Genomic DNA, 17,081 nt, shown 5'->3' with positions numbered 1-17,081 from the left:
GGCAAGTTTATGGCTTGCTAACCATACCGGGGCGATAACAGGGGCGAATCGCCGCCAGCCGGCTCCCTAAAACCCTCCAGGAGGATCCAGGCCGACGTGAGAGCCCACCATTACGATGAGGATTTCGATGAAGGCATGGCTCCGTCCGTGCGCTTCGAGAATGTGGGCGTGCGCTACGGCATGGGGCCCGAGGTCCTGCGCGACCTCACCTTCTCCATCGAGCCGAACTCGTTCCAGTTCCTCACCGGCCCCTCGGGCGCGGGCAAGACCACGCTGCTCCGGCTCATCCTTCTCTCGGTCAAGCCGACGCGCGGCCTGATCTCCCTCTTCGGCGAGAACGTCTCGCGGATCTCGAAGAACGAGCTCACCGGCCTTCGCCGCCGCATGGGCGTGGTGTTCCAGGATTTCCGCCTGCTCGACCACCTCACCACCTATGAGAACGTGGCTCTCCCCTTGCGCGTCCAGGGCAAGGACGAGGCGAGCTACCGTGCCGAGGTGGTGGAGCTCCTGCGCTGGGTCGGCCTCGGCGACCGCATGCACATGCTGCCGCCCGTGCTCTCCGGCGGTGAGAAGCAGCGCGCGGCGATTGCCCGCGCCCTTATCGTGCGGCCCGACCTTCTGCTCGCCGACGAGCCCACCGGCAACGTGGACCCGTCGCTCGCCAAGCGTCTCCTGCGCCTCTTCATCGAACTCAACCGGCTCGGAACCTCGGTGGTGATCGCCACCCACGATTTCAGCCTCATGGACCAGCTCAACGTGCGCCGCCTCGTGCTCGGCGACGGGCGGCTGCATATCGACGAATGAGCCGGATGAACGCGCCCCAACCCCGCCTCAGGAAGGTTGCGCCGCAAAAGCCGCAGGGCGGCGAGAAGCGTTCGCTGCCTGCCTCCTTGAGCCGCAATGCGCCTCTCGTGCCCGTGGATTCCGCAGGCGGACAGGCGCTCGCCGCCGTCATCGCGATCCTCACCTTCCTTGCAGCCCTCTGCGCGGGTGGCGCGGAGCTGGTGGCGACGAGTTCCGCGCAATGGCGCTCGGAAATCGCCCGCGAGGTGACGATCCAGATCCGTCCCAATCCGCAGCGCTCCATGGAAGACGACGTGGCGCGCGCGACGGTGCTGGCCCGCCAGACGCCGGGCGTGGAAGAAGCGCAGCCCTTCACCAAGGAAGAATCCGAGCGCCTGCTGGAGCCCTGGCTCGGCACCGGCCTCGATTTCAAGGATCTGCCCGTTCCGCGCCTCATCGTGATCAAGCTGAGCGAAGACGTGCGGCCCGATTTCGGCCCCTTGCGCCAGAGCCTGCAGCGGGACGTGCCGGGAGCATCCCTCGATGATCACGCGCTCTGGGTCTCGCGGCTTTCCACCATGGCCAACACCATCATCGCCACCGGCATCTTCCTGGTGACGCTGGTGCTCGTGGCGGCGGGCCTGGCCGTGATCTTCGCCACGCGCGGGGCCATGGCCGGCAACAAGGAAGTGGTGGATATTCTGCACTTCGTGGGCGCGAACGACGATTTCATCGCCAAGGAGTTTCAGCGCCGCTTCTTCAAGCTCGGCCTGCGCGGCAGCGCCATCGGGGCCGGCGCGGCGCTTGTACTCACCATCGTTCTCGGCCTGATCACCCGCTCCTGGCGCGCGAGCCCGGCAGGCGACCAGATCGAAGCCCTGTTCGGGGCCTTCAGCATCAGCTGGACCGGCTATCTGGTGGTGATCCTCATCGCGCTCCTGGTGGCGCTGATCACAGGCATCGTGTCCCGCCTGACCGTGAGACGTTTTCTTAACGATAATGGTTGATCATCCATGATTGTGGACAACCAGGGCTGCCTCTCCATTGCCGCATTCCAACGTATCATCGCCCTCGATGACCTCGCAGACGCAGAGTTGGGCGAACCCGAGCGCCACGGAACCCGCTGAAGCCTTGGGCTGGGGCTGGACGATGCATGGCGCGCAGCCGTTTCCGGCAAGGAGATCCATGGCCCGACGCATCCTGAGCGCCGGTTTCTGGAGCGTGGCCGCGCTCTGCATCCTCGGTTTTTTCGGCTTTCTGGGCTTCGTCTACAGCATCGACCGCATCGAGCATCCGCCCGAGACCCGTGCCGACGGCATCGTGGCCATGACCGGCGGCGCGCAGCGCATCGGCGACGCCATCGACCTTCTGGCCAAGGGCTATGCTAAGCGGCTCCTGATTTCGGGCGTGAACGAGAGAACCAGCCGCGAGCAGATTTCCCGCCTCAATCCCGGACAGCGCCAGCTCTTCGATTGCTGCGTGGACTTGGATTACCGGGCCCGCAACACCATCGGCAACGCCATCGAGACCCGCCGCTGGGCCGACCGGCACGGCTTCGACACCATCATCGTCGTTACCTCGAACTACCACATGCCGCGCATGCTGACGGAGCTCGACCACGCGCTCCCCAACCTGCAGAAGATTCCCTATGCGGTCGCGGCCACCATCGACCCGCACGATTGGTGGCACAATCCCGCCACCGCCAAGGTGCTGGCGACCGAATACCTGAAATTCCTGGCCGTCTGGCTGCGCACCCGCTTCGAGAACGACCCGGAAAGCTCCCCGGTCGCCGCCATCATCAGCGGCGGCGCACCGAGCCAGGAAGCGACCGCCACCTTGCGCTAGAGTCCGGGCCCCAAACCCTCTAAGGTGACCCGGCCCGCGGAGCCCTGCGCTCCGCTTTTCCTTTTTCTCACGAAGCCATGCTGTTCGTTCGCTCCCTGCTCTTCAATACCGTCTTCTACGCCCACCTCGTCCTGTGGCTGATCCTGCTGATCCCGGGCGTTGTGATGCCGCGCAAAACCTTCATCAGGATGGTCCAGACCTGGGCCCACCTATCCCTCTGGCTGCTGCGGGTTGTGGCCGGAACGAAGATCGAGGTGCGGGGGCGGGAGAAGATCCCGGAAGGCGGGGCCCTGGTCGCCGCCAAGCACCAGTCGTTGTGGGAGACCTTCGCCCTTCTCACCTTGTTCGACGACCCCACCTTCATCCTGAAGCGGGAGCTGATGTGGATTCCGTTCTTCGGCTGGTATTTGCGCAAGGCCGATTGCGTGCCGGTGAACCGCAAGGCGGGCTCCTCGGCCCTCGTGCAGATGACCGCCAAGGCGAAGGACGAGGCCCAGCACGGCCGCCAGATCATCATCTTTCCCGAGGGCACGCGCCGCCCGCCGGGAGCGCCTGCGGCCTATAAATACGGCGTGGCGCATCTCTATCAGAATCTCGGCTTTCCCTGCATTCCGGTGGGCCTGAATTCCGGTCTCTACTGGCCGCGCCGCCAGTTCATCCGCCGTCCCGGCACGATCCGGATCGAAATTCTCGACCCGATCGCTCCCGGCCTGCCACGGGAGGAATTCTTCCGTCTCATGCAGGAGCAGATCGAGGAATCGTCGAACCGGCTGCTCGCGGAGGGCAAGCGCGAGCTGGGCCTGGGCGATTCGCCGCCAACCCCTGCCACGACCGCGACAAATATCTGATATAGCTAAGCTTTCCGGACCTTGACGGCTCGGCTCGCCGTTCTTACATATAAGAACATATGGCGAACAAACGAACCATATCCTGGAATACGGCCATGCGGGATCTCCGCAACGACCGAATGCGGAGGGCTGGCGTGCGCGAGGAACCTTTGAGGGCGACAGCCGGGCTTCGCTCTTCTTCCACGACCCTGAGTTCATGGCGCGGCCAATCGGGCCGCCGCTACATCGTCGGCGTTCATCCCCTCGATCTGAACGAACTTCTCGACATCACCGATGCGGTCATCCTCGCCGTGAGCCGCGATGCGGGCGGCACCGGCCACGTGGTCGATTCGGTGCTTGCGGGACACGAGCCCAGCGAGGAGACCCGCACGCGCTGGCTCGAGAAGGTGCAGGAGCGCGGCGCGTCCGAACTCCACATCCACCGCCTCGCCGACACGGAAGCGCGCCGCCGCGAAATCCTGGCGGATCTGCGCGAGAACGCGGATCAGGCTTCCTGATCGAGCGCCTCGACGATCCGCTGCATCAGCGGATCGACCACACCCATGCCGACGAGATGCTCGTGGGTCGAGCGCACGTAATCGGGATTCGCGCCGGAAATCCCTCGCCCCTGACGCACCAGAGCCAGCACCTCCTCGAAGGAGAGATCACCAGCATATTGCGCGTGCTTGCGGTCGGCCACATAGCCGATGGCGGTCACCGCGCGCCCGTCATCGAGCCGCGCAGGCAGGTGCCGTTCCAGATAGACGCTCGTCACCTGCTCGCGCTCGCGCAGGTAATGGATGGTCGCCTGCGCCTCTTCGCGCGCCACGCGGAAGGCAACGCCATGGCAGCGCCCTCCCCGGTCGAGGCCCAGCACAAGGCCCGGATTCTCAGGGGTTCCGCGATGCACATGGGAGAGCACGCAGAGTGCGCGGCGATAGCCGAAGACATGAGCATGGCGGCGTTCGACAAACGGAAAGCCCGGCCTCCACATGAGGGAGCCGTAGCCGAAAACCCAGAGATCCTCCGACGCATCCGTCATCGTTTGCCGTGCCCGAACCTTGCCTGCTTTGCCTTTTAAGGAGCAGCCCTGTCACGCAAAAGCGTAGACCGCTTTTCCTATCGGGCGCTACCAGTTACGAAGCAGCAGCACAACAGGAGATCTTGCATGGCCGAGGCCATCCTTCACGAGACCACGCGCCGCAGCCGCTTCTGGCTCTACACGCCCTTCATCCTGCTGCTTCTCGTGGCGATCGCCTGGAGCGTCGCCTGGTTCGTCATTCGGGGTCGCGCGGCGGACGCCCTCGATGGATGGCTTGCCCAGGAAGCCCAGCGGGGCCGGCAATGGGCCTGCGCGGACCGCACCATCACAGGCTATCCATTCCGCATCGAGATCGTATGCGGCACACTGCAATTGAAGCAGGGCGCGGTGACCGCCTCCTTCGGGCGCACGGAAGCCGTGGCTCAGGTCTATCAGCCGCGCCTCGTGATCGCCGAGATCGAAGGACCGCTGCGCGTCACCGACGGCAAGGTCACCGTGCAGGGTCAATGGGATCTGATGCAGGCGAGCATCCATGCCGCGCCCAACGGATTGCAGCGTCTCTCCGCTGCCGCAACTGCGCCGAAATTCACCGTAACCGGATTGCTGCCGCAGGAGATTGTCACGTCTGGCCAGCGGCTTGAACTGCATCTGCGCCCCAACCCGTCTCGCGCCGCCGAGAAAGCCTACGATGCCGCTTTATCTGTCGCGCAAGCCAACATCCCCATGCTCGATCAGCTGATCGGCGGCAGCGAACCCACGGATCTGAATGCCGACGTCACGGTTACGCAGACTGCCGGTTTTCAGGGCCGTCCGCTCGCGGAAGAACTGGAGCGCTGGCGCAAGGCCGGTGGCACGCTCGACATCCTGATGCTGTCGGGCGCGAAAGGCCCGCGCCGCATCGAGGCGAAGGGACAATTGCAGCTCGACGAGCAGCATCGCCCCGCAGGCCAGCTCAATCTTGCCGCCTCGGGTCTCGATGGTCTCATCGGCAACATCACGGGCAATCGCGCGGGCGGGGCCTTGCTCGGCGCGCTGTTCGGGCAGAACCCGCGCGCTCAAGGCAACAACGCGAAGCCGCAACTCACGCCGCTTCCGCCGCTCAATCTCAACAACGGCTTCCTCGCCATGGGACCGTTCGTGATCCCGAACGTGAAGCTGCAGCCGTTGTATTGATAGCGCACGTCATCACCGGCCTCGTGCCGGTGATCCCGATCTCTCACGCACACACCTCATCCTGAGGAGCAGACGCAGTCTGCGTCTCGAAGGAGGCTCCAGTGCTCTCTGAAACATCCTTCGAGACGGCGCTGACACGCCTCCTCAGGATGAGGTCGAGGTAATTGGGCGAAGGTCTGCACTTACGCCTGATCCTTGCGGCGCCCGAAATCGGGCTCCGCGGTTTCCTGGCCCGACGAGATGATGCCGCGGCGGATGGCGCGGGTGCGGGTGAAGAGATCGTGCAGCTTGTCGCCCTCGCCCCAGCGGATAGCGCGCGCAAGCAGCGCGATGTCCTCGTTGAGGCGGCCCAGCATTTCGAGCACCGCTTCCTTGTTGTGCAGGAAGATGTCGCGCCACATGGTGGGATCGGACGCGGCGATGCGCGTGAAGTCGCGGAAACCGCCGGCGGAGAACTTGATCACCTCGCCCTGCGTGACGGTCTCGAGATCGGCCGCCGTGCCCACGATGTTGTAGGCGATGAGATGCGGCACGTGGCTCGTGATCGCGAGCACCAGATCATGATGCTGCGCCGCCATGATCTCCACGTTCGAACCCATGGCGGACCAGAACTCGCGCACGCGCTCGACGGCCTGCTCATCCTCGCCTTCCGGCGGGGTGAGAATGCACCAGCGGTTATGGAAAAGCGTCGCAAAGCCTGCATCGGGACCAGAATGCTCCGTGCCCGCCACGGGATGCGCGGGAACAAAATGCACGCCCTTCGGCAGATGCGGCTGCACCTGCGCGATCACTGAGGCTTTTACTGAGCCCACATCGGACACGATGCAGCCGGGCTTCAATCCCGCCTTCATCGCTTCCGTGACAGTGCCGCACACGCCTACCGGCACGCAGAGCACGACGAGATCGGCATCTTTCACGCCTGCCACGAAATCGGTGGTCGCCTCATCGGCGATTTTCAATTCGCGCACGCGCGCCACAACGTCTTCGCTGCGGTCGATGGCTACGAGCGTGCCTGCAAGATTGAGATGCTTCACCGCGCGTGCGATCGACGAGCCGATGAGGCCGAGGCCGATCAGCGCGACGCGGTTGAACAAAGGCTTTTCGAGAGGAGGTCCGAGACGCTCAGGCATTGTTTCCGCCTTTCACGAAATCACGCAGAGCCTCGACGACGAGACGGTTTGCTTCCTCGCTGCCGACCGTGAGACGCAGCGCATTCGGCAACCCGTAAGCATCGATGCGGCGCAGGATCAGGCCCCGGCTGGAAAGGAACGCATCCGCGTCCTTCGCGGTCTTGCCCGCTGTTTCAGGGAAATGAATCATCATGAAGTTCGCGACGCTCGGCGTGACCTTCAACCCCAGCGCTTCGATCTCTTTCGTGAGCCATGCGAGCCATTGCTCGTTATGCGCGAAAGCCTTCGCCACATGCTCCTCGTCCTGCACGGCGGCAATGCCGGCAGCCATGGCCGGGCCGTTCATGTTGAAGGGTCCGCGCACGCGGTTCACCGCATCCGCGATATGCGCGGGCGCGACCATCCAGCCGACGCGCAAATTGGCGAGGCCGTAGATCTTCGAGAAGGTGCGCGTCATCACCACGTTCTCGGCGGTGGCGACGAGTTCGAGGCCCGCCTCGTAATCGTTGCGGCGCACATATTCCGCATAGGCCGCATCGAGCACCAGCACTACATGCTTGGGCAAGCCCGCATGCAGGCGCTTCACCTCATCGAAGGGAATATAGGTGCCGGTCGGATTGTTGGGATTCGTGAGAAACACGATCTTCGTCTTGTCCGTCACACGTGCAAGGATCGCATCGACATCCGCGTGGAAATCCTTTTCCGGCGCAACGACGGGCGTGCCGCCTGCGGCGAGGATCGCGATGCGATAGACGAGGAAGCCGTGCTCGCTGAAGATGCCTTCGTCGCCCGGACCCACATAGGTGTTGGCGAGATAGGTGAGCAATTCGTCGGAGCCCGCGCCGCAGACGATGCGGTTCGGATCGAGCCCATATTTCGCGCCGATCGCCTCGCGAAGCTTCGTGGCCGATCCGTCCGGATAAAGCTCCAGATGGTCGAACGTCTTCACGGCCTCGATGGCCTTCGGCGAGGGGCCGAGCGGCGTCTCGTTGGACGAGAGCTTATAGACCTTCGACACCCCCGCGGCTTTGCTCTTGCCGGGCACATAGGCGTCGATCTGCATCACGCCGGGACGGGGCTGGGGACGGACGGACATTTTTCTAAGTCTTCCTAAAAGCAGAATTCGATGAGGCTTTTATGCTTGGAGCATATCCTCATCGGCGAACCGGTCTCCACTTCGCCGGGACATGCTCTAGCGCAGCTTCACGCTCATTTCACGTGGAAACGTTCGGCATGGCTGCCGACTTCGACGAGCTGCGCGAGGCTCGCGCCCGCTTCCGTCAGCTCCTGCTGCAGGCGCGAGGCTTCCACGATGCCGGGCACGGCGATGAGCTCGGAGAGGCCGTTGGCATCGGCGGCGCTCGCCACCACCTCGCCGCCGAGGCGGATCAGCGCCTGGTTCGCGCCCTTGTGCCAGCGCTCGAACTGGGCCGCATAGAGCACCACGTCGCGCACGGCGTTGTCGGTCAGGGGCTTCGAGATCACGAAGACCGGGGTTCCGGCAGGATGATCCGGTCGCTCGATGAAGGGCAGGCGCGCGATGACCTTCGGGCGATCCTTCTCGGCAAGCGTGCGCCACCACGCGCCGCTGGTCGCGCCCTGGTCGAGACGGAAGATGCCGAGATCGCCCCTTGATGTCGCCACGGCCTCGATCACCGCAGCCGCGCTGGGATGGGTGATGCAGGGCACCGTGAAGCCGAAATGGAACCGGGCCGAGTCGCGCATGGGCGCATCGCCGCCAGACACGTCCGCGTGCACGGAGTAATTGGACTGCACATAGGTGAAGGTGCCGATGATCACCCGCCAGATGCTCTCCACCGTATCGAGAGGCAGCAGGCCCTGATGACGCTCGGCCAGCGCCCGCATCATCGAAGCCTCGCGGCCTGGGCGGAAAGCCGAGCTGATCCCCGTCTCCGAGGCCTTCTTGGACTCGATCAGCCGGTCGATGATGGTGCCGCGCTCCATGAGCAGCCGGTGCATCGCCTCGTCGATACGGTCGATCTCCTGGCGCAGCTCGGCAAGGGCCGGGGGATTCGACGAAACGGGCTTTGCGGTGCTCATGGCTTCGATCCTGAAAGGGTGCGCCTTTCTTTGACCCGTTTGCACCCGCTTGTCATCCCCGGCGATGGGGACAGCATGTCAGACGGAAGTAACGCAGCAAGCAGGGCGTCCTCCCGGGGCTGCGCAGCAGAACCCGGGATCGCATGACGAGAATGGCGCGGGTTTTTCCCCTCTCCCGAGTGGGAGAGGTGATCAGAGCCACACTCGTCATGCGATCCCGGCTCGGCTGCGCCGTCCGGGATGACGCCCTGTGAGAGATGTTCCTCTTTTGTTCTTGACTTTGGTCCTAAGCTGGGCTATACCCTTCTTGTCCTGGCTCGATGAGGGGCGCGCTCGCGAGGCGTCGTGAATGATGGGGCCGGGAACGGTCCTGGGTCGGTCTCGCAAGCCGGGCCAGGAGGCCCATCGTTGCAAGACACGATGAACGCCTAAAAGAACCGTGCGCGAGGGGCCGTCAGGTTCTTCTCACTCTCACAGCGAACCGGACGACCTCTCGCGTCTCCCTCACCCCACAACCTCGGGCGAACCACGCCGCGAGGCCATTACCCCATGCTCTTTGACATCTCACCCCATGCCGTCCCGGGATCGCCACACCCCGACACATGGCAATGAAACTTCATCTTCGTTGACGGCTGGACCTGTCCCAATTACGGCTTGTTCGGCAAACCGAACACAACCGGGTCCATGACATCATCTTCCCTCTCCCTCGAAGCGCGAAACCAAGCCGACGATCCGTCGAGCCTTGTCATGCGCTTTGGCGCGGACGAGCCCCTGATGATGGATTCCGGCATCGCGCTCGCTCCATGGCAGATCGCCTACCAGACCTATGGCACGCTCAACGCGGATCGCTCCAACGCCGTGCTGATCTGCCATGCCCTCACCGGCGACCAGCATGTGGCGAACGACAATCCTGTCACCGGCAAGCCCGGCTGGTGGCTGACCATGGTCGGCCCCGGCAAGCCGGTGGACACCAACCGCTTCTTCGTGATCTGCGCCAACGTGATCGGCGGCTGCATGGGCACCACGGGCCCGGCCTCGACCGATCCCACGACGGGCCAGCCCTATGCGCTGAATTTTCCGGTGGTCACCATTCGCGACATGGTGCGCGCTCAAGGAGCCCTCATCGACCGCTTAGGCATCGAGACCCTGTTCTGCGTGATCGGCGGTTCCATGGGCGGCATGCAGGTGCTGCAATGGGCGGCAAGCTATTCGCATCGCGTTTTCGCGGCGTTGCCCATCGCTACCGCGGCACGCCACTCGGCCCAGAACATCGCCTTCCACGAGGTGGGCCGTCAGGCCGTGATGGCCGATCCCGACTGGCGCGGCGGACGCTATCTGCTCGAGGGCACACGGCCTTCAAAAGGCCTCGCCGTGGCGCGCATGGGCGCGCACATCACCTATCTGTCGGAAGTGGCCCTGCACCGGAAGTTCGGGCGCAACTTTCAGGACCGTTCCGCGCCGACCTTTTCCTTCGACGCCGATTTCCAGATCGAGAGCTATCTGCGCTATCAGGGCATTTCGTTCGTCGAGCGCTTCGACGCGAATTCCTATCTCTATGTGACGCGCGCGATGGATTATTTCGATCTCGCCGCGGAACATGGCGGATCGCTCGCGAAAGTGTTCAAAGGTTCCGCCACGCGCTTCTGCGTGATCTCGTTCACTTCGGACTGGCTGTTCCCGACCTCCGACTCGCGCGCCATCGTGCATGCCTTGAACGCCGCCGCCGCTTCCGTCGGCTTCGTCGAAGTGGAAAGCGACAAGGGTCACGATGCCTTCCTGCTCGAAGAGCCGGAAATGTTTGCAGCCACGCGCGGCTTCATCGACGCGGCGGCACGCGTCAGGGGCATCGCATGAGCGCATCGACATTCGCCCTTCCCGCGACGGACACGATGAGCGGCCACCGGCTCGATTTTCTTCTTGTCACCGACATGGTGGAGCCCGGCTCCCGCGTGCTCGATGTCGGCTGCGGCGACGGCGCGCTGCTCTCACTGCTGCGCGATCGCAAGAATGTCGACGGACGCGGCATCGAGATTTCGCGCGAGGGCGTGAATGCATGCCTCGCCAAGGGCCTGCCCGTCATCCAGGGCGACGCGGACACGGACCTCGCCGATTACCCGGATGATGCGTTCGATTACGTGATCCTCTCGCAGACGATCCAGGCGACGCGCCAGCCGCGCATCGTGCTCGAACATCTCCTGCGCATTGGCCGGCGCGCCATCGTGTCGTTTCCGAATTTCGGCCATTGGCGCGTGCGCGTCGATCTGGCGCTCAAAGGCCGGATGCCTGTGACGGAGAACCTGCCCTATTCCTGGTACGACACGCCCAACATCCATTTCTGCACCATCCGCGATTTCGTGGAACTGTGCCGCGAGGTCGGCGCGCAGATGGAGAAAGCGGTTGCGCTCAATGCGGGCGGCAAGCCCATGCAGGTGAGCCTGCCCTGGTGGGTCTGGAACCTGCTCGGCGATCAGGGCGTGTTTCTGCTGAAGCGGAAGTAAAAACCCTCAGTGTCATTCCCGGCCGAAGCGTAGCGAAGGGGAAGGGAATCCACGATCGAGCGCAACGCTATGGATCCCCTTCCCTCGCTGCGCTCGCCGGGGATGACATAACCGTTTCAGTAAGTTGCGGAATCGAGTTCGGTCCAATCAGGATTCGATTTTTCAATGAGCTTAATTTTCCAAGCTCTGTTCCAGCCCTTCAGCTGCTTCTCGCGTGCAATCGCTTCATGAATATCGTTGTACCACTCGATGTAAACGAGCCTTGTAACGGCATATCGGCGCGTAAATCCGGGTACAGACAAGGACTTATGCTGCTCCATTCTCTGTAGAAGATTTCCAGTGACGCCGATATAGAGCGTGCCGTTTTTCCGATTAGCAAGGATGTAAACGGCATAGGCTTTAGACATTGCACTTTCCCGAGAAGGTTACCTTTCCCCCGACGACATCGGATGCAGGTCGCGCACCATGCTCTTCAGGCGCTCGTCGAGCACATGCGTGTAGATCTGCGTCGTCGAAATGTCGGAATGGCCGAGCAGCTCCTGCACCACGCGTAGATCAGCGCCGTTCTGAAGCAGATGGCTCGCGAAGGCATGGCGCAGCACGTGAGGACTGATCTTGTCGGCCCGCAAGCCTGCTCCGCCCGCGACATTCTTCAGATCACGTGCGAAAGCCTGGCGGGTGAGATAGCCGCTCTCGCTATCCGCCGGAAACAGCCAGGGCCCCACCGCTTTTCCCTGCTCCTCCAGGAGCGCGAGATAAGCGCGCGCCGCATCCCGCGCGGCGTCGGTCAGCGGCACGAGCCGCTCCTTCGCGCCCTTGCCTTTGACCACGAGAAACCGGTCGCGTGTCTTGGCCGCACTGCGCGGCAGCGACACCAGCTCGGAGACACGAAGCCCGGTGGCGTAGAGAAGTTCCAGCAGGCAGGCCATGCGGGCGGCCTTCAGGCGCTCGGATGGAGAGGCCTTGGGGTGGACGACTCCTTCATGGGCCACCTGCAGCAGGCGGTCCACCTGATCGACGGAGAGAACCTTGGGCAGCGCCCTGCCGCGCTTCGGCGCCGAGACGGCCGCCGTGGGATCGGCGGGAGCATAGCCTTCCACATAGAGAAACTTGTGGAACTGGCGAACGGCGGAGAGCCTGCGGGCGGCGGAGGAGGCCTTCAGCCCCCGCTCCTCGAGGCTGGCCATGAAGCCGCGGATCGTCGCGGCGGAGGCATCATCCGGCCGGGCACCGGCCTCATTGAGGTAGGTCAGGTAATCGTCGAGATCGCGCCGATAGGCCTCGAGCGTGTTCTTGGAGGCGCCGCGCTCGGCGGCGAGCATGTCCAGGAAAAGGCTGGCCTGGCGCGCGCCGTTCATGAGGACGAGGGGTTGCGCTGGGTGGGAACCGGCACCGTGATCTCACGTGGGTCCGGGTTGACGAAGGTCGCCAGCGCGAACATGGCGGCAAACCCCAACCCCGCGAGAACGGCAACGACGAGCAGAAACCGGAATAAAGTGGGCAATGGCAGCCTCTTCCTAAGCGTTACTTCGCTAGAACCATGCATGGGCCGCAAAGGCAAGTCCTTACGTTAAGGCATATTCTCCACGGCTCCTGACAAGCTCCCTGTGACAGAGGCGGAGCCGCGTGCTAGGACAGGGCCATGAACAATATCAGCCGCTTCAATCCGCTTGATGAAGCTGGCGAGCAGACCGACAGTCGCCGGCGCGGCCATCCCATCAGCCGCCAGCTCGGCGCGCGGTCGATCGTGCTCGTCGGGCTCATGGGCGCCGGCAAGAGCACGGTGGGCCGAAGGCTGGCCCAGACGCTCAAACTGCCCTTCCGCGACGCCGATCACGAGATCGAGGCGGCGGCCGGAATGACAATCCCTGACATCTTCGCGATCCACGGCGAAGAGCACTTCCGTGACGGGGAGCGCCGGGTCATCACCCGTCTCCTTCAGGAAGGACCCATGGTGCTGGCCACCGGCGGCGGCGCCTTCATGAACGAAGAAACCCGCCGGAACATCACCGAACACGGGATCTCGATCTGGCTGAAGGCCGATCTTGATGTGCTCATGCGCCGTGTCCGCAAGCGTGATACCCGACCTCTCCTGCGCAATCCCGACCCCGAAGGCACCATGCGCCGCCTCATGGAAATCCGTTACCCGGTCTATGCCCTGGCGGACCTCACCATCGATTCGCACGAGGCGCCGCACGACCGCGTGGTGGCCGACATCATCAAGACACTTGGCCGCCGGTTCGATCAGGAAAGGCAAGGGAGCACCGAATGAGCACCGCAGCCGCGCACAGCCATGACGGGTCCACCATCACGGTTCCGGTCCCCCTTGGCGACCGGGCCTACGACATTCTCGTCGGGCGCGGCTTGATCGAAACGGCAGGCGCGCGTATCGCGGCGCTTGGTGCCCGCGGCGCCGCCATCGTGACGGACGAGCATGTGGGCCCGCTCTATGCACAGGTACTCGGGCGGTCGCTGGAGGCCCAGGGCCTGCGCGTTTCCGTCCTCACCCTGCCTCCGGGAGAAGCAACGAAATCCTATGCCAGCTTGGAACAGGTCTGCGATGCGGTGCTCGCGGCGAAGATCGAGCGTGGCGATCTCGTGGTCGCGCTCGGCGGCGGCGTGATCGGCGACCTCTCAGGCTTCGCTGCTGCCGTGGTGCGCCGGGGCGTGCGCTTCGTGCAGGTTCCGACCACCCTGCTCTCGCAGGTCGATTCCTCCGTCGGCGGCAAGACCGGCATCAATTCCCGCCACGGCAAGAACCTCGTCGGCGCCTTCCATCAGCCGAGCCTGGTGCTCGCGGATACCGCGCTTCTCGACACCCTCCCCTTGCGCGAGATGCGCGCGGGCTATGCGGAGGTGGTGAAATACGGCCTCATCGACGATGCGCGCTTCTTCGCCTGGTGCGAGGCGAATTGGAAAGGCATCTTCGAGGGCGGCCCTGAGCGTGACGAGGCCGTTGCGCAGAGCTGCCGCGCCAAGGCGGCCGTGGTGGTGCGCGACGAACACGAGACCGGTGACCGCGCCCTGCTCAATCTCGGCCACACCTTCGGCCATGCGCTCGAGAAGATCACGCGATACGATTCCGCGCGTCTCGTCCATGGCGAGGGCGTCGCCATTGGCCTCAACCTCGCCTTCCGATTCTCCGCTGCTTTGGGGCTCTGCCCGCTCTCGGATGCCGAGCGCGTCGAGGCGCATCTCAAGAGCGTTGGACTTCCCACACGTCTGTCCCATGTACCGGGTGGGTGCGGAACGATGGACGAGCTGCTCGATGCCATGGCGCAGGACAAGAAAGTGAAGGCTGGTTCTCTTACATTCATCCTGGCACGAGGCATCGGACAGAGCTTCATTGCTCCCGGCATCGAAGCCGACAAGGTCCGCGCTTTCCTGACAGGTGAAATCAACGCATCGGCATCATGATCGAGGAATCCTCTTCAGGCGACCTCTGGTTCGCGGCACTGGTCGTCATCTTCTGCCTTCTGCTCTCAGCCTTTTTCTCGGCGGGCGAGACAGCGTTCACCGGCGCTTCCCGCTCCCGCATGCTCATGCTGGAAAAGGGCGGCGATAAGCGGGCGCGTTTGGTGAACCGCCTCCTTGAGATCCGTGAGCGCTTCATCGGCACGGTTCTGATCGGCAACAACATCGTCAATATCGGCGTGTCTGCCTTCGCCACCAGCGTGCTCGTCGCGATCTTCGGCGATGGTGGCGCGCTCTATGCCACCGCCATCATGTCGGTGCTGGTGATCGTGTTCGCGGAGGTGATGCCGAAGACCATCGCCATCTCGTCACCGGACAGTGTCTCCCTCTTCCTGTCGCGGCCCATGTCCTGGGTCGTGGCGATTCTTGGTCCATTGGCCATCGCCATCGAGCGCCTCGTGCGTCTGATGCTGCGACCCTTCGGCATCAAGATCGGCGAGAATACGCCGATCCTCTCCGCTTCGGAGGAAATCCGCGGACAGGTCGACCTGCTACATAAGGAAGGCGGCGTCGCGAAGATCCAGCGCGACATGCTCGGCGGCCTTCTCGATCTCGAAAACCTCAGCGTCTCGGAGGTGATGGTCCACCGCACGAAGATGCGCACCATTAACGCGGATCTCTCATCCGAGGAAATCGTGCGCGAGGTTCTCTCCTCGCCCTATACGCGGATGCCGCTCTGGCGTGAGAGCCAGGAGAATATTGTCGGCGTTCTCCATGCCAAAGACCTGCTGCGCGCTCTCGATGCGGTAGGCGGCGATGCGAGCAAGCTGAAGGTGGAGGCGATCGCGCTGGAAAGCTGGTTCGTGCCGGACACCACGTCGCTGCGCGATCAGCTGAAAGCATTCCTCGCCAAGAAGACGCACTTCGCGCTCGTCGTCGACGAGTACGGAGAAGTGATGGGTCTCGTGACTCTCGAGGATATCCTTGAGGAGATCGTGGGCGACATCAAGGACGAGCACGATCTCTCCGTGCAGGGCGTGCGTCCCCAGCCCAACGGTTCGGTGAATGTGGACGGCTCGGTTCCGGTTCGCGATCTCAACCGCGCCATGGACTGGAACCTGCCGGACGAGGAGGCTACCACCATTGCAGGTCTCGTCATTCACGAGGCGCAGACCATTCCCGACACGGGGCAGATCTTTACCTTCCACGGCTACCGGTTCCAGGTTCTTCGCAAGTCGCGCAACCGCATCACGGCGCTCAGGATCACGCCGCTGCTGCCTATCCGGCCTAAAGAAAGTTGATCGTCAGGCTTTCAGAAAATCGAGCATGGCCCGATTGACGGCTTCGGGTTCTTCGATATGCACGAAGTGCGTGCCGTTCTCGATCCAGGTCGCGCGGCCGTCATCGCATAAAGCGAGGCTGGCTTCGGCCAAGCCCTTCTCCAGGTAGAAATCCTTAAGGCCCCAGATCACCAGAGTCGGCACCGTGATGCGCAGGTTCTCGATGTGAGGCTTGCGGCGCATCGCGCGATACCAGTTGATCATGCCGGTCAATGCGCCGGGCTTGCTCCACGTACTCTGATAACGATCGAGATCGGCTTTGGAGAACGTTCCCGGCCTGCCACTGCGAAGATAAAGCTGTCGCATGAGTTCAAAATTCTTCATGCGGAAAAGAGCTTCAGGCAGCCAGGGAATTTGGTAGAACGCCATGTAGAGGTTACGCAGGAACTGCGTCGGGCTTTTGCGCCAGTATGGAACGAGAGCCTGCGGGTGGAAGGAGTTGATGGCGATGAAACGTTCCACATGCTGCGGATGGCGAGACGCGATCCACCATCCGACGAGTCCGCCGAAATCGTGCCCGATAAGAACGAACTTCCGGCGGTTATAGGCAGCCGCGAGTTCCACGATATCGGCTGCGAGCGTATCGAGGTCATAGGCCTTCAGGCCGATGGGCTTTTCGCTGAGGTTATAACCGCGCTGATCCGGCGCGACGACCCGGAATCCCGCCGACGTCAAAGGCCCGATCTGCCGCCGCCATCCCCACCAGAAATCGCCGAAGCCATGAAGCAAGATCGCCAGAGGCGCATGCTCGGGGCCGGCTTGGACGTCATGAAGAGTGATCCCATTGACGGCATGCTTCCCAGAGGAAACTTCCGGCAAGGCTGAAGACTGATCGTCTGAAGGGAATGACGTCATAGGAGCTCGCTGCACGCAAACCCTAAGCATCTGATGTTGAGCACGCAAACAATTTCAATGACGCGGTCCGAAAACAAATGCGGAGCAGAACTTTATTTCATGAAGCGCAATAG

Annotated in this window: 20 protein-coding genes; 11 read left to right on the top strand and 9 right to left on the bottom strand. The window is 63.3% G+C overall.

What is annotated here, in order from left to right:
* Positions 1–135: 135 nt before the first annotated feature.
* Together ftsE and MJ639_RS08680 are read left to right on the top strand one after the other, a co-directional pair.
* Complete coding sequence (gene ftsE / locus MJ639_RS08685) at positions 136–804, top strand: cell division ATP-binding protein FtsE (protein WP_243370908.1); 669 nt, start codon at positions 136–138, stop codon at positions 802–804.
* Positions 801–1,790, top strand: a complete 990-nt coding sequence (locus tag MJ639_RS08680; RefSeq protein ID WP_423790769.1) for a cell division protein FtsX — start codon at positions 801–803, stop codon at positions 1,788–1,790. Before ftsE ends, MJ639_RS08680 begins: the two co-directional genes overlap by 4 nt.
* Here MJ639_RS08680 and MJ639_RS08675 read toward each other — a convergent pair whose 3' ends face one another.
* Positions 1,791–1,970: a hypothetical protein gene (locus MJ639_RS08675; protein WP_243370390.1), complete on the bottom strand. Its 180-nt coding sequence runs from the start codon at positions 1,968–1,970 to the stop codon at positions 1,791–1,793.
* Here MJ639_RS08675 and MJ639_RS08670 point away from each other — a divergent pair.
* The 3 genes from MJ639_RS08670 (at position 1,969) to MJ639_RS08660 (ending at position 3,973) form a co-directional block, all read left to right on the top strand.
* Positions 1,969–2,628, top strand: a complete 660-nt coding sequence (locus MJ639_RS08670) for a YdcF family protein (protein WP_243370383.1) — start codon at positions 1,969–1,971, stop codon at positions 2,626–2,628. The two genes, MJ639_RS08675 and MJ639_RS08670, sit on opposite strands and share 2 nt — an antisense overlap.
* Positions 2,629–2,705: 77 nt before the next feature.
* The gene (locus tag MJ639_RS08665; protein ID WP_243370381.1) at positions 2,706–3,476 is read left to right on the top strand and encodes a lysophospholipid acyltransferase family protein; all 771 of its coding nucleotides are present in this window, start codon (positions 2,706–2,708) and stop codon (positions 3,474–3,476) included.
* Between the two features lie 134 nt (positions 3,477–3,610).
* Entirely contained in the window at positions 3,611–3,973 is a 363-nt protein-coding gene (locus tag MJ639_RS08660; RefSeq protein ID WP_243370379.1) for a hypothetical protein, read from the top strand.
* Here the strand turns inward: MJ639_RS08660 and MJ639_RS08655 are convergent.
* On the bottom strand, positions 3,961–4,497 hold the full coding sequence (locus MJ639_RS08655; protein WP_243370377.1) for a gamma-glutamylcyclotransferase: 537 nt from the start codon (positions 4,495–4,497) through the stop codon (positions 3,961–3,963). The genes MJ639_RS08660 and MJ639_RS08655 overlap by 13 nt on opposite strands.
* Positions 4,498–4,623: 126 nt before the next feature.
* Here MJ639_RS08655 and MJ639_RS08650 point away from each other — a divergent pair, with 126 nt between their 5' ends.
* Positions 4,624–5,670, top strand: a complete 1,047-nt coding sequence (locus MJ639_RS08650) for a DUF2125 domain-containing protein (RefSeq protein WP_243370375.1) — start codon at positions 4,624–4,626, stop codon at positions 5,668–5,670.
* Between the two features lie 182 nt (positions 5,671–5,852).
* On the opposite strand, the gene MJ639_RS08645 is transcribed toward MJ639_RS08650, so the two are convergent.
* The 3 genes from MJ639_RS08645 to MJ639_RS08635 form a co-directional block, all read right to left on the bottom strand.
* Positions 5,853–6,800 carry a prephenate/arogenate dehydrogenase family protein gene (locus MJ639_RS08645; RefSeq protein WP_243370372.1) on the bottom strand — a complete coding sequence of 316 codons (948 nt, stop codon included), beginning with the start codon at positions 6,798–6,800 and terminating at the stop codon, positions 5,853–5,855.
* Complete coding sequence (hisC, locus tag MJ639_RS08640) at positions 6,793–7,896, bottom strand: histidinol-phosphate transaminase (RefSeq protein ID WP_243370370.1); 1,104 nt, start codon at positions 7,894–7,896, stop codon at positions 6,793–6,795. Before hisC ends, MJ639_RS08645 begins: the two co-directional genes overlap by 8 nt.
* Positions 7,897–8,009: 113 nt before the next feature.
* Positions 8,010–8,861, bottom strand: a complete 852-nt coding sequence (locus tag MJ639_RS08635; RefSeq protein WP_243370368.1) for a chorismate mutase — start codon at positions 8,859–8,861, stop codon at positions 8,010–8,012.
* Between the two features lie 684 nt (positions 8,862–9,545).
* Here MJ639_RS08635 and metX point away from each other — a divergent pair.
* Entirely contained in the window at positions 9,546–10,715 is a 1,170-nt protein-coding gene (metX, locus tag MJ639_RS08630; RefSeq protein WP_243370363.1) for a homoserine O-acetyltransferase MetX, read from the top strand.
* Between the two features lie 35 nt (positions 10,716–10,750).
* Positions 10,751–11,359: a methionine biosynthesis protein MetW gene (gene metW / locus MJ639_RS08625; protein ID WP_243370905.1), complete on the top strand. Its 609-nt coding sequence runs from the start codon at positions 10,751–10,753 to the stop codon at positions 11,357–11,359.
* A gap of 116 nt (positions 11,360–11,475) precedes the next feature.
* On the opposite strand, the gene MJ639_RS08620 is transcribed toward metW, so the two are convergent.
* Genes MJ639_RS08620 through MJ639_RS08610 form a run of 3 tightly spaced genes read right to left on the bottom strand, consistent with a single transcriptional unit; the run spans position 11,476 to position 12,863 of the window.
* On the bottom strand, positions 11,476–11,766 hold the full coding sequence (locus MJ639_RS08620; protein ID WP_243370361.1) for a GIY-YIG nuclease family protein: 291 nt from the start codon (positions 11,764–11,766) through the stop codon (positions 11,476–11,478).
* A gap of 18 nt (positions 11,767–11,784) precedes the next feature.
* Positions 11,785–12,717, bottom strand: a complete 933-nt coding sequence (gene xerD / locus MJ639_RS08615) for a site-specific tyrosine recombinase XerD (protein WP_243370360.1) — start codon at positions 12,715–12,717, stop codon at positions 11,785–11,787.
* Entirely contained in the window at positions 12,714–12,863 is a 150-nt protein-coding gene (locus tag MJ639_RS08610) for a histidine kinase (RefSeq protein WP_243370358.1), read from the bottom strand. Before MJ639_RS08610 ends, xerD begins: the two co-directional genes overlap by 4 nt.
* A 138-nt stretch (positions 12,864–13,001) precedes the next feature.
* Between MJ639_RS08610 and MJ639_RS08605 the strand changes: the two genes are divergently transcribed.
* The 3 genes from MJ639_RS08605 to MJ639_RS08595 are packed head-to-tail and all read left to right on the top strand — an operon-like array spanning position 13,002 to position 16,074.
* On the top strand, positions 13,002–13,631 hold the full coding sequence (locus MJ639_RS08605) for a shikimate kinase (RefSeq protein WP_243370356.1): 630 nt from the start codon (positions 13,002–13,004) through the stop codon (positions 13,629–13,631).
* Positions 13,628–14,776, top strand: a complete 1,149-nt coding sequence (aroB, locus tag MJ639_RS08600; protein ID WP_243370354.1) for a 3-dehydroquinate synthase — start codon at positions 13,628–13,630, stop codon at positions 14,774–14,776. Before MJ639_RS08605 ends, aroB begins: the two co-directional genes overlap by 4 nt.
* Positions 14,773–16,074: an HlyC/CorC family transporter gene (locus tag MJ639_RS08595; protein ID WP_243370352.1), complete on the top strand. Its 1,302-nt coding sequence runs from the start codon at positions 14,773–14,775 to the stop codon at positions 16,072–16,074. The genes aroB and MJ639_RS08595 overlap by 4 nt, the downstream gene beginning before the upstream one ends.
* A 3-nt stretch (positions 16,075–16,077) precedes the next feature.
* Here MJ639_RS08595 and MJ639_RS08590 read toward each other — a convergent pair whose 3' ends face one another.
* Positions 16,078–16,968 carry an alpha/beta fold hydrolase gene (locus MJ639_RS08590; protein ID WP_243370350.1) on the bottom strand — a complete coding sequence of 297 codons (891 nt, stop codon included), beginning with the start codon at positions 16,966–16,968 and terminating at the stop codon, positions 16,078–16,080.
* Positions 16,969–17,081 lie beyond the last annotated feature (113 nt).

This window comes from Microvirga solisilvae (assembly GCF_022808595.1).
Lineage (GTDB): Bacteria > Pseudomonadota > Alphaproteobacteria > Rhizobiales > Beijerinckiaceae > Microvirga > Microvirga solisilvae.
This window is presented reverse-complemented; position numbering and strand designations above follow the sequence as displayed.